At 57.6% G+C, this 12,206-nt stretch carries 10 protein-coding genes; 8 read left to right on the plus strand and 2 right to left on the minus strand.

Annotated elements, in window-relative coordinates; translation table 11 throughout:
* The first annotated feature begins 151 nt into the window (after window positions 1-151).
* The 7 genes from EV688_RS14195 to EV688_RS14220 all read left to right on the plus strand — a co-directional run bounded on the left by EV688_RS14195 (window position 152) and on the right by EV688_RS14220 (window position 9,404).
* Window positions 152-3,781: a DUF4214 domain-containing protein gene (locus tag EV688_RS14195; protein WP_117319319.1), complete on the plus strand. Its 3,630-nt coding sequence runs from the start codon at window positions 152-154 to the stop codon at window positions 3,779-3,781.
* Window positions 3,782-3,957: 176 nt separating this feature from the next.
* Window positions 3,958-4,563 (plus strand): hypothetical protein, encoded by a 606-nt coding sequence (locus tag EV688_RS14200; protein WP_117319318.1) that lies wholly within the window; start codon window positions 3,958-3,960, stop codon window positions 4,561-4,563.
* 99 nt (window positions 4,564-4,662) lie between these two features.
* On the plus strand, window positions 4,663-4,830 hold the full coding sequence (locus EV688_RS17485) for a hypothetical protein (RefSeq protein ID WP_162883988.1): 168 nt from the start codon (window positions 4,663-4,665) through the stop codon (window positions 4,828-4,830).
* Between the two features lie 483 nt (window positions 4,831-5,313).
* Complete coding sequence (locus EV688_RS14205; RefSeq protein WP_117319317.1) at window positions 5,314-5,841, plus strand: hypothetical protein; 528 nt, start codon at window positions 5,314-5,316, stop codon at window positions 5,839-5,841.
* A 121-nt stretch (window positions 5,842-5,962) separates the two neighbouring features.
* Complete coding sequence (locus EV688_RS14210; RefSeq protein ID WP_117319316.1) at window positions 5,963-6,178, plus strand: helix-turn-helix transcriptional regulator; 216 nt, start codon at window positions 5,963-5,965, stop codon at window positions 6,176-6,178.
* Between the two features lie 353 nt (window positions 6,179-6,531).
* On the plus strand, window positions 6,532-7,116 hold the full coding sequence (locus EV688_RS14215) for a hypothetical protein (RefSeq protein WP_117319315.1): 585 nt from the start codon (window positions 6,532-6,534) through the stop codon (window positions 7,114-7,116).
* Window positions 7,113-9,404: a DNA primase family protein gene (locus tag EV688_RS14220; RefSeq protein ID WP_117319314.1), complete on the plus strand. Its 2,292-nt coding sequence runs from the start codon at window positions 7,113-7,115 to the stop codon at window positions 9,402-9,404. Before EV688_RS14215 ends, EV688_RS14220 begins: the two co-directional genes overlap by 4 nt.
* A 653-nt stretch (window positions 9,405-10,057) precedes the next feature.
* On the opposite strand, the gene EV688_RS14225 is transcribed toward EV688_RS14220, so the two are convergent.
* A complete protein-coding gene (locus tag EV688_RS14225) occupies window positions 10,058-10,345 on the minus strand; it encodes a hypothetical protein (protein ID WP_131917681.1) in 288 nt (95 codons plus the stop codon).
* A 53-nt stretch (window positions 10,346-10,398) separates the two neighbouring features.
* Window positions 10,399-11,619, minus strand: coding sequence for a tyrosine-type recombinase/integrase (locus tag EV688_RS14230; protein ID WP_117319313.1), 1,221 nt, complete (start codon window positions 11,617-11,619; stop codon window positions 10,399-10,401).
* A gap of 48 nt (window positions 11,620-11,667) precedes the next feature.
* Between EV688_RS14230 and EV688_RS14235 the strand changes: the two genes are divergently transcribed.
* Window positions 11,668-12,111 (plus strand): helix-turn-helix transcriptional regulator, encoded by a 444-nt coding sequence (locus EV688_RS14235; protein ID WP_117319312.1) that lies wholly within the window; start codon window positions 11,668-11,670, stop codon window positions 12,109-12,111.
* The last annotated feature ends 95 nt before the right edge of the window (window positions 12,112-12,206 follow it).

The following is a 12,206-nucleotide window of genomic DNA, read 5'->3' on the forward strand; positions in this document are numbered from 1 at the left end:
CTTAACGGTGCGGAATGGCGAGTTCCGTGTTGACAAGGTTTTATGCAGGGCCTAATGTTCTGTTTCGGTGAGAGGCGGCAGGATAGTTGCGTTCTCATGTCTGAAACATGGCGACCGAAGACCCGTTCAGGAGTGACCTCAGGAGAACAACATGGCTAATGCTAGTAGCTACGAAACTGCTCAAAAACTGTACATTGCGTACTATCAAAGGCCCGCCGATCCCGAAGGATTGCGTTTTTGGGCGGATCAAATTGAAAATGCCGGCGGCTCACTTGAGGTCGCGTTAAGCTCGTTTGCCAATTCAGTAGAGGCGCAGGAGCTGTACGGTGATATCACCGCAGACAACATTGAATCTGTTGTTGAAAATTTCTACCAGGCAGCGTTTGGGCGAGCTGCAGATGCTGAAGGTCTTGCCTTCTACGTTAACGGCTTTAACGATGGCACCTTCACACCCGCTTCAATCGCCCTGAACATTCTGGATGGCGCTTCTGGTGGCGACCTTGCCGTCATCAACAACAAGGTCATTGCCGCAGATCGTTTCACCAACGCGATTGACGGTGGCGCACGCGACGAAGAGTTTGGTCAGCGCGATCCGCAATTCACCTATGATGCTGACGATATCGTTGCCGCACGCGAGTGGCTTGAGGCTGTGTCTTCAGCCCCCAGCTCAGTGCCCACTGCGTCCGAAACGCTCACCAATATTGAAGACGACTTTTCTAATCCGGGTGATGCAGGAGTTGGCTCTTCAGGGCAGACTTTTACGCTTACTACGGATCTGGACAGCTTCACCGGTACCTCTAGCAACGATTTGTTCGTGGGCACGGTTGATGATGCAACGCCGGCAGATGCAACCTTGAACGGCCTTGACAGCCTCGACGGCGGAGCTGGCATCGACACGCTGCGTGTTGCCGATACCGATCCTGCTGGCTCTGGCTTCCCCGCTGGCCTTACGCTTTCGTCTATCGAAAATGTGACAGCACGCGCGGCTGGTACAGCAAAATTCGACACGAGCGACTTCGCCGATGTTGTATCCCTGGCGTCCACACAATCCGCTGCTGCGGAACTGACTGGCTCTGCGACTCAGGACATCTCTGTGTCTGGAGCAACGGGCGCGATTGATGTCGAAGGCGGTAATAATATCACCGTCAATGACGCAGCCGACAACCAGAACATCAATGTTGGTGAATCTGGTGCAGGTTCTACCAACGCAGCAGGCACCATCAGCGTGACTGACAGCAAGCAGGGTGACGGCGACATCACAATCGATGGTGGTACCGATGTTACTGTTAATGCCACGACTGACGCCGCTGCGGCGATTGCTGACGCCGGTGATGTTGTGATTGGCGCGACTAAAGCTGCTTCAGGCGATGTCGTCGTCGTGCAAAATGTCAAGCATAACGGCGAGGGCGGTAACGTTGCTCAGGCGGATATTTCTGTCACTGGTGGCACTACAGTGGACGTTACCGTTAACGCAACATCGACTGCAAAAGATCAAGACTCAGACAACGATATCCTCAACGGTACCGTCACTGTGACTGGAGATGATGCCACTAAGTCTGTGTCTGTGGTTCAGAACAATTCCGCCACAACGTTCACCAAGCCTGCGGTCGCGGTCATCAAAGAAACTAGCGTCGTTACGTTCAAGGCAATGAGTGCGAATGAAACGCTCATCGTGAATGGCTTGACATTTACGGCTAGCAAGGCACTGACTGCCGAGCAAGTTGCCGGGGCCTTTGCAGATCTCGCAGCTGCTGATACTCAGTCGGCGACAGGGCCAACCGCGAATGGTATATACACCGGCACTTTTAATACGGCAGTTTGGACCTCTGGCGCCAGAGATGGTGCTACGGTTACGTTCACCGCGAATGACGAGGATGAAGCCGACCTCGTTTTCACCGGAACGGCCACGACTAACGACGCTGGCGCCCGTGCACCCACTCAGGTCAAGAGCGCCGGAGCGGCTTCTGTCGACGCGGACACTTCTACAAATACTGTCACTATAGGTGATGTAGTTGTAAACGAGGGTGGTTCGGATAGCATTACTGAAATCACTCTTGATACTTACAAAGCCGCTACTCTTGGCGCCGGAGGTAGTCTTGACGCTCTAACTACGCTATCTCTGGCCAACAGTGCTGACGAGGCAACCGTGACGACCGCCGCGACTACGCTGGCTCTGAACGTCGATGACGTGGACGACGCGGTTAGCTTAGATGGGACTGCCGCGACTGTTGAGACATTGAACTTGACTGCTTCAGGCGATGCGTCAACTTTCGCACTCACGTCAGAGGCCACCAAAACCCTGAACGTCACTGCAAACGCTGCACTCAACCTGACCGGCTCCACGCTAACAGTTCTGGAATCTGCTGTTGTCTCGGGCGCTGGTAACGTCACTCTTGGCGACATTTCCGGCGCTACCAAAACGCTGGACGCGTCTGGTGCTACGGGTAACATCTCCGCCACGGTCGACGGCACCACGGCAACCGTTACTACGTCCTCTGGCAACGACTCAATCACGGTTGACACTGCTGGTCTCAGCAAGAATATTTCGCTGGGCGGTGGTAACGATACCCTGACATTCTCTGAAGCGACGGCTAATGTGCCGACAGCTGGAACAGTTGATGGTGGTGACGGTGTCGACACGGTTGCGATGACCTCGGCCAGTGCCCAGGCGCTGGACAACAACACCAACTTCGCAACGGCGATCTCTGGTTTTGAGCGTCTGACTATCACCGATACGGTGGTTAATGATGATACGGTCGACCAAGTTGACACAATAGTGATAGACACCGCGGCTTTGGGCTTTAGTTACATCACGACGTCAGGAACGGTTTCTGATCCGGTTGCGACAGCCGACACCGTCGCAACGAGGGATGTCTTGCAGCTTGACAACCTGGCAAATGACGGCACGGTCGTACTCACTGCAACGGGTAACGTGGTAGTAAACGTCAAAGATGCGGCAACCGGCGCTTCTGACGTAGTCAACCTTCAAGTGTCTCAGAATGGTGACACTGACTTTGGATCTGCAACCATTGCTAACGTAGAGACGGTAAATATTGACGCTATCGATTCGGTGCCAGTTTTGGCCAACGGAACAGCAGATATCGACGAGCATACTCTGAGTGTCTCTGTTGACTCTGCTACCAGTCTGAACCTGACTGGTAGCGCTGATCTTGATTTGACTGTCACGGATGATGCGGTCCTCACCACGGTCAATGCCTCAGCAATGACAGGTGCTCTGACTTATGTAGCTGATGGCACACTTGCTCAGACGGTAACGGGTGGCAGTGGCGATGACCATCTCACTGGGGCTGGCTCTGGCGATACGCTGATAGGCGGCGCAGGTAAAGATACATTTGTAGTCGGCGCTGCCGTTGATCTTTTGAAACTCGACGGCGGTGACGGCACCGATACGTTCGATTTTAACGGCGTATCATCCAACAAGAGCAATTTTGCCGTTGTACAAGGCGTCAATACAGGGGACATCTTTGACTTCGACGGAATTACCGGTGGTGATGCCTCGTTCAGGCAGGCGCAGATCACTTTGTCCCAGGGCGCGACTGAGTCTACTCAGGCATTCCTTGATCAAGCCATGACGAACCTTGGTGACAATGGCTTTGGTTGGTTCCAGTTCAATGGCAATACCTACATTGCGGGTGATGTTGGTGGCGACAGCGCTAACGCCTTCGTGGACGGCACAGACTTTGTGGTGATGCTCACCGGTCTGGTGGATCTCTCAGCTGCTTCGTTCAACGGAACGAATGCGACGCTGGAACTCGGCTAAGCTCAACCCGAGCGCCCTCGGGCGCTCACTCCTGAACTACTAGCACTCACCCTCGACCCTCACGGGTCGGGGGTTTTTTCGTTATGGGGCAGGAGGACAGCGGCCATGCGCTGCGGTAGCATCACACGCAAGCGATATATATGACCGTTTGATACCAGAGTTTGAGGTTATCAGCAGTGGCGCTATTGAAACACCAGCTGGTATTGCACCCTGACATCGTTAGTCAGTTTGCCGTGGACAAACCGATTATGCCCTATGAGCGCCGGTTTGGATTCTCATGGCAACTGTGCCCATGGACCTTGGCTGATGATCAGGGATGGCTGCTCATCAATGTCGAGTTTGCTTACTGTAATCTGGTCGAGTCGGGGAGCGCTGCCGACATCGAGGAGAGCGCGCTCGATGCCATCGAGTCCCACCTGCCCTATGACCGCGAGGAAGACAATGTCAGCGTGAGCTTCAATCCAGACGACATCACTTGGCACACGCTCACCAAGATGCCCGAGCACGTTGCCAAACGCTATCAAAAGGCACTGAAGCTGATCCGCAAGTGCCCTGATCGATTTGAAGCGATGGATAAGATAGAGAGGCTCAACAACACACCGGTGACCTTGGGCGGGCGAACATTCTCACCAAGCGAAGCGTTGGATGGGTTGCTGCTGGAGCTGGCCGACAACTTCCGCGACTACATCGAGACCACCCCCTGGTGGAAGCTTCATTGGCACATCTGGACGAAGAAGGACGCGCCGTGGTTGGAGCAAGACAGCAGAGGTGAAGGCGATTGAACCTGCCGTGGCTCATGTCTGCAAAACCCAGGTATACGGCGGCCTTTGCGGACAGAGCACGAGCGTGACCGGCCTATGCCTGTACCGGAGCGATCCAGGATGCTGAAGGCTGAGCATGCGAAGGCGATGGGACGTGGGCAGCGTGCGGCCAGGCGGCGGCCGCAGAAGAAGCCGAACCTGTTGCTGGTGAAACCGCCGGCGCAGAAGGAGGCCGGGCTGATTACGCTGGTGGCGCGGGTGGTCGTGGCCTGGGTGCGGCAATGGTGAGCGGGTTGCGATCAATCTGTCGCTCGGTGATCCTGATTTCGTAGTGCCAAAAGTAACTCTTGAGCGCTTATTTGTCCGGCGGGCTTGCGCGACTATCAGTCATGCTCAAAGCAGCGTGGTCCAGGGGCAAGAGAGAGCATGTTCCGCTCGCAGAGGAGATCCAGTGCAGAGGCGCCGATCGCCGAAGAGAAGCCATGCATGTCAGCCGTAAGAAAGCCAGTCGCCGCACGACGGGAGATTTGGCCGGCGAAGAAGGCGGGTGATTCGCGCTCTAAGGGCAAGCCAAACCAGCGCGGGACAAGATCGAGGAGCAGCGCAGTCTGGTGGGTCGGCTCGTGGACTGGTTTAAAGCATGGTGGCTGTGCCGAGCGTGCAAACTGCGCGATAATCGCTCTGCAGCGCCTAGGCTGATCCCCGAACACCCGCGTCCCTGGCGGGCTGGTGCTGCTCTTTTTACCAGGGGTGCCGTAGGGAGGTAAGGAGATGTCGAGCAGGAAGGGGGCCCCTGCCCCTTACGTTCCAAGCCCAGAGAGCGTCCGGGAGCAGACCACTACCCCTATTCCACTGCCCGTCGAAGACGGAGACGACACAGACTGGTACGGCTGGTACTTTGATACCTACGCGGCCATCGGCGAATTGGAGGCCTACGCTGAAAGCGAAGACGCCGACGAAAGGCTAAAGGAAGGCGCACGCAACTACGCTCAGAAGCTTCGGGTGGCCGCAGAGTGGACAGAGATACTAATCGAGCACTGCTACGTACAGGTTCCAGCCGAGGTTCGGGAAAAGCTTCGCAAATCCTTCCGGTCGGAGGATGCGCGTAAAGCCGTCAACACACGGCACAGAAAGACTGAGCAAGAGCGAGTCGAGCGCAAGATGAAAATTCATGCCCGGTGGGCGACCGGCGTCTACCAATCTCGGGACGAATGCGCGCAAGAAGAATATGAGACGCTCGGTTACAAGAGTTTCCGTCGCGCACGTAATGACCTGATGAACACGCCCGACCCCGAGTAATCTCCCCCTGCACGCTACGCGTAAGCTGTAACCGCTACGCGTAGGGCGGATTCGCGCCTGCCCCCACGAGTGTTCTTATGCCTCGAGCAACGCAATGAAGCGTTTGTGACTGGAGGCAGACATGGCGAAACACACCATCAGCTACACCCCTGCAACTGACCCACTGCTATCTGCAAACGAAGTCCGCCGCGAACTCGGCGGCATTACCCGCGTTACGTTATGGCGCTGGCGGCAAGAGGGATTACTACCAGAGCCTGTGGCGCTGCGTGGGCGTCTGTACTGGCGGGCAAGCGTAATCGAGGCATTGAAGGGCGACGCACCCGAGGTGGAAGCATGAGCGTCCCGCGGAGGCTCCCAGCCTACCCAGAACCCACCAGGGCCTCCGCAGTGGGGGGGTATCAGCCCATTCCACGTAACCGGAAAAAGATCGCTGCGACTCGTCGTGTTCGGCGCCATCGTCTACCCGGAAACCAAACCACTGGTCATTCGCAGACGGACGTACTACGGCCGCGCGGACCTCGACGCACTAAAGGCAGCTGCCGCCCGGCCAGGGGGTGTCGATGCGTCGGCGCCGGACTCAGCGTGAGCGCCAGAGCGATGAATGCCCGCGGCATAGAATCTGGCCCCGCACTGCCCACGTACTCGATTTACCGCGACCATGATGCTCGCCGCCCGAGAGCCCAGACAACTATGCGCGAGCTGGTGGCAATGTCACGAGCTCCGTCGGCCCGTGATTGCAAGTCTCGCGCTGAACTGATCACGCCCTTCTCCGACTTCGCTAAGGTCAAGGCGGCAGCCGAACCGGCGCAATTCGCGCTCTTGATCGTCGATCACGACGACAATCGATCGCTCGCGGAGATCAAAGCGCTGTACCGCGCATGGGGCTGCGGCTTGCTGATCTATGCTACGGCGCACCACAACTGGCCAAAGGGTGACAAACCGCCGGCCCCGCGATGGTGGGGGGTAATTCCTCTTAGCCGAGCGGTTGATGCCGATGCTTGGCTGTCGATGCGGGAAGCACTCACCGCACTGGTCGGTTGCGATCCGGCCGCGGCGCGCATTCAGCAGGGATTTTATGCGCCGGGGCTGATCGGCACCTGTCCTAAGTACACTTCCCTGGACGCGACCGACAGGGCATCCCCCGACTCGATGGACAGCGACGCGCCGCTGCTCCGCGAGATCGCGGTCCACCTCGCGGACAAAGCAGGACCGGCAACCAAGGGCGGCGCACGAAAGCAACCGCACAGAAAAGCCCCCACCATGAGGCTGTTATGAACATACCGGATTTGACTTTGCACATCGCTTTTGGCGCGCACAAGAAAGATACGCATCTGTCCTGCGATGAATTGACACTCGCAGAGCTGGTGCCGCTGTTCACCACGCATCGTGAGGGGGGCAAGGACGGGCGTTATTGTGTGCTGGCGAAATTCAATGCGCCATACCGCAAGGCGGAGAACATCGCCACATATACTGGCGCAGTGGTAGACATAGACCGCGACACCGACGAGAAAGAAATCAGGCAGAAGCTACGCGGCATTGCCTATATCGCACACAGCACATACAGCCCGGGACGTGCGCGCGTGGTGGTGCCGTACAGTCAGCCCGTGCCGTTCAAACTGCATCAGCAAATCAGCAACAAGTTGAATACGCTGGTCGGCGAGGTAGACACCTGCTCCGAAAAGGAATTGCAATTCTTCTACCTTCCAGCCTGCCCAAAAGGCGCCCCGCGCATGGCCTTCCACACGCTCGACGCGGACCCGCTGCTGCATCCTTTGAAGTTCCTCGATGGGGCAAAGGAAGAAGCGAGCGAGTCGCGGGTCAGCAAGGCGAAGGGCAAAAGCAAGCGCCGCGAGGGCGAATACAAGGACTGGCTCCAAGACCTGCTCGTCGGGGATGATCTGCATGGCAGTGCGTGTAGCACCATTGCCAGCATGGTGGCCCGGGGCCTGGACGCCGAAACTATTTGGGCGGTGTTTCTCGCGTTCGAGGATCAGCTAACCCGGGCGCGCGGCGCCGACCGCGTCGAGGCCCTGTACCGCGGCGAGCTCCGCAGAATGATCGACGGGGCATTCGATAAATTCGCGCCGGTATCGTTCGATGATCTGGTCGAAGCAGCGGCGGAGCTCTCGCCGGAGTCCGCGCCGGATGTCATCGAAGCCATCATCACGCAGACCACGAAACTATCAGTCATCGAGCGCCGGCAAGTATTCAACGCCATTAAAAAGCACACGGGCATCACCCTTGGCGACCTTCGCAAGGCTGTGGCGCAGGAGTTCCAGGCTGAGGAAACGCCGCCGATCGAATATGCCCGCAAGGCCTTGGCCGAATACGGCCCAGGCAATATTGCATTCGCGTCGGATGCTTTTTGGCACTACCCTGGCCGGGGTGTGTGGACGGAGGAACATCCCGAGGGGGTCAAGCAGAAGATCCACGCGGCAATGCCGGATGAAGAGCTCGCAGGCGGCGTTGTCGAATCAGTACTGAAGCTATGCCGCACTGAGTGCTTCCAGCCTGGTGCGCAGTTCGGGCGGCCCTTCGAGGGTGTCAATGTTGAAAACGGATTACTTGTGCATGACGGCGCGCAATGGATGCTGGAGCCTCACCGCAGAGAGCTGTACTTGCTGGCCAAACTGCCTGTGGAATATGACCCGGCTGCCCAGTGCCCGCGGTTCGAGCAGTTCCTTATGGAGGTGTTCGCGGGAGACCAAGACGGGGCGGAAAAGATACGACTGCTGCTGGAGCTGATCGGCTACACGCTGTTGCCATCGGCACGGCACGAAAAGTTCGCAATGCTGATTGGCAGTGGCGGCAACGGGAAGAGCGTGCTGCTGGAAGTGCTCGCGGAGCTACTCGGGCTGGAAAACACCGCCGGCGTTGCGCCCCATGAGCTGGACAACAACTTCAAGCGCGCCTATCTGCACGGTAAGCTGGCCAACATCGTTACCGAGATCGCAGAGGGCGCTGTCATCAATGATGCGGCGCTCAAAGCCATCACATCGGGCGAACTCGTCACCGCCGATCACAAGCACCGCCAGCCGTTCACGTTCCGGCCCTACTCGACGTGCTGGTTTGGCACCAACCACATGCCACACACCCGCGACTTCTCTGATGCGTTGTTCCGGCGTGCGTGCGTGATTACGTTCAACAACAAGTTCGAGGGTGCGAAAAAGGACGTCAATCTTAAATCCAAATTGCTGAACGAGCTGCCCGGTATTTTGAATCTCGCCCTGGGTGCTATTGGCGACGTGCTCAAAGGCAGATCGTTTGCAGAGCCATCTTCAATGCTGGAAGCGCGGCGGGAATGGCGCCTCGAGGCTGATCAAATATTGCAGTTCCTCGAGGAGCGTTGCCAGCGGGGGCGTGGTGAGGTCCAGAAGGGCACCCTGTACCGGGCCTATAAAGATTGGGCGATGGATGCCGGTATTAACCGCACGCTCACGCAAAAGTCTTTTGGGGGGCGTTTAAAGACAGCGGGCATCGGGGAACGGCGCGATAAGTATGCGCGATGGCACACCGGCATCGCTCTTTTGTCCCCATTCAGCGGGGGCGATGACGGGTGGTGACACATATGACAGATTTCCTTATTGCTTTGCAGTAACGGAAAAAACGTATTTCTTCAAAACAGTGTTTTTTTTCATATAGGGACACAATAGAAAAACGCGTCACATGTGTCACCACACGTCACTAGGAGGCCAAAGCATGAAAATCAACGACCAATGGCAGATCACCAGCGGCCCCGCGGGCGTTTTCCCACAATGTGGTGGTGACTGGCTCAAGCATAAGGACGGACCAGCGCAAGTATTGGCTGACGTTTGACTACGAGCGCAACCGCTTCAAGGAGCCCGACTGCCTGACGTACCTGCAGTAGCAGGACAATCACATTGCGCGCGCGATTGGAAACTACATGCGGGCAACTAGGCTGGCGTTCGCTCCTAAAATGCGCTAGCGCGGTTGGGGACAAGTACGCGGACATCGAGCCGTGGTTCACCTCCAGGTTTGGTTATGACTTCGCCCGTCTCACACAGTCAGAAGCTCGATGCATCGTCAAAAGCGACCCCTGACGCCCTATGAACTCGAATCCTTGAGGCAAGAGATGCCCGCCGCTTCGGCTTACGCGAAGAAGTGGCTGGCAGAACGACGGAAGTCGAAGCAGCTAGTCCTCCGGTAGGCGGCAGCAATCCCGACATCCGTTTCAGCTGCCGCCGGGCGCCGCGGGCTACGCCAGCTGAGCGAGCGCCTCCTCATGCGACACCGCCACCTGCCCTGATACCTGCACTGCACTCAGCCGTGCATGACAGTAGGGCGCTGCGGCCTTGGCTGCCTCCAGCCTGCGCTCGAGCTCGGCATCCTCGTCGCGCATGACCCGCAGCAGGAACGCTAGCGGCGTCTCTCCGGTCTCCCGTGCAAACGCCACGCTCTCCTGCGTCAGCCGGTTGCGGATACCCGGCTTGCGGCCGGCGCCTGGCCTGGCACCACCGATGCGCCGTTGTCTATGTTCTGTCATGTGGTCCCCCGTCGCGGCTCGGAAACGTTACGCCTGAAAAACAATGCCGGCAATCACCCGGCGATAGGCGCAGGCGGCAGGGCAGGGGGCGTTGGAACGCCCGAGAAAGGCACCGACGCGCCAGCGGTGTTGGCTGCGGCAATCAGCGACTCCTGCGACAGGTGTGCATACCGCTGCGTGGTCTTAACCTGCGTGTGGCCGAGTATTTTCTGTACCTCGTAAAGGCTGCGCCCGCTATTGATCAGGAAGCTGGCAAAGCTGTGACGCAGGTCATGCATCCGCACCTCGGGCAACCCGGCCTCGACACGCGCCGTGTTCCAGCTGTAGTAGATGCTCACGAATGGCTTGCCGGTTTTCGGGTTGGCGAATACCCACGGGCAGCCCTCGTGGCGCGATACCTGCTCCAGCACTCGCGCCACACCGTCTGCGATGGGAATGTAGCGCGGGCGGCCGAGCTTGTTGAACTCAATGGTCCAGATGCGCCGCTGCAGGTCGAAGTCCTCCCACCGTGCGTCCAGTACCTCGCGCTTGCGCGCACCGGTCAGCAGCAGCAGGGCGACGATGTACTTGAGGGACGGGTTATCGGAGTGCTCCAGCGCCGTGAACAGCCGCTTTGACTCATCCTGCGACAGGTACCGCTCCCGCTTGTTATTCTCCGGCAGTAGGGCGATGCCCTTGCTGGGGTTAGCCTCAATCCCGGGTGTCTCCCAGTTGATGGCACAGTTGAGGATGTAACGGCACAGGATCATCACCCGGTTGGTGGAGCCTGGCTTGTGGTCTTCGCGGTGCTTGGCGAACAGGCTGACCAGGTGGTGGCGTTTGATCTCATCCAGGTGCAGGTGTCCCACCGCCGGCAAGATGTGGTTGCGCAGCAGGGACTCATCTGAACGCCAACTGCGCTTATAGCCCTTGATGTGGGGCATGAAGGCGCCGTGTACGAAGGCGTTGAAGGTGGGGACGTCCTTGAGGGCGGCTTTTTCCTCAAAGGGATTCTGGCCGAGCTGAATGTCGCGAAGGTACCGGCGCGCCATGTTCCGCGCATCAGTCAGCTGCAGCACGTCTGCTCGCCCAAGCACCTTCCTGCGATTTTTACCGCGCTCGTCGCGATACCTCAGGTAATAGGACTTTCTCCCAGAGCGTACTTCAAGGAAGAGCCCGATGCAGTCGGTATCGTAAAATTCCTTCTTGTGGCACTCTTTAGACAGAGACTCGCGGTCAACAAATTTTTGGGTCAGCCTTTGCTTTGCCATAATGAGATCCTTTAATGATTCCATCAATATTAGAAACGATACTCACAGTATCAGTATGGCGTAGGTAAGCGTATGTCGCAAGGCTCGTTTGTGCTTGAGTTCCAGGGGGTGCCCGCCCATGGCGTGCTCGTATGCCTTGCTGTTCGAGGCTGTAGAAATATTCTCGGCATGAGCCAGGCGGATCTCGCTTGGCTGTCTGGGGTGTCCAAGCCAACAATTGCTCGCATTGAAACTGGTAAGACAGACTCGGTCCGCACAGATACCGTGGACAAATTGCTTGCTGCATTCCGGGTGCTCGGGGTAGGTGTGCAGTGGGTGGAAGGCGGCTTCAGCATTCAGGTCAACGAGCAGGCCGCTCAGATAGGGTTCTTCGGCATTGTCGGCAAAAGGGAAGATGACGCAACGGTATTCTCACACGAGGATATTGAGACAGGCGAGGTAGTGGAGGAGAGCGCCCAGGCAGCATTGGACCGCCTCATAGCCATGAACCGAGAGCTGTCAAAGCGCGCGACCTGACACCTGCGTATTCCGGACCAACGTGACCACTCATTCCGTTTCATCGTGACCGCCTGTTCCGGGTGATCGTGACCGCCCATTCCGTTTTATCGTGA

Source organism: Chromatocurvus halotolerans, assembly GCF_004340525.1.
Taxonomy (GTDB): Bacteria; Pseudomonadota; Gammaproteobacteria; order Pseudomonadales; family Halieaceae; genus Chromatocurvus; species Chromatocurvus halotolerans.

Coding starts and splice junctions, on each gene's coding strand:
- EV688_RS17485 (WP_162883988.1), top strand. CDS start 4,663: ATGCTGAAGGCTGAGCATGCGAAGGCGATGGGACGTGGGCAGCGTGCG.
- EV688_RS14230 (WP_117319313.1), bottom strand. CDS start 11,619: ATGGAATCATTAAAGGATCTCATTATGGCAAAGCAAAGGCTGACCCAA.
- EV688_RS14225 (WP_131917681.1), bottom strand. CDS start 10,345: ATGACAGAACATAGACAACGGCGCATCGGTGGTGCCAGGCCAGGCGCC.
- EV688_RS14210 (WP_117319316.1), top strand. CDS start 5,963: ATGGCGAAACACACCATCAGCTACACCCCTGCAACTGACCCACTGCTA.
- EV688_RS14205 (WP_117319317.1), top strand. CDS start 5,314: ATGTCGAGCAGGAAGGGGGCCCCTGCCCCTTACGTTCCAAGCCCAGAG.
- EV688_RS14215 (WP_117319315.1), top strand. CDS start 6,532: ATGCGCGAGCTGGTGGCAATGTCACGAGCTCCGTCGGCCCGTGATTGC.
- EV688_RS14235 (WP_117319312.1), top strand. CDS start 11,668: ATGTCGCAAGGCTCGTTTGTGCTTGAGTTCCAGGGGGTGCCCGCCCAT.
- EV688_RS14195 (WP_117319319.1), top strand. CDS start 152: ATGGCTAATGCTAGTAGCTACGAAACTGCTCAAAAACTGTACATTGCG.
- EV688_RS14220 (WP_117319314.1), top strand. CDS start 7,113: ATGAACATACCGGATTTGACTTTGCACATCGCTTTTGGCGCGCACAAG.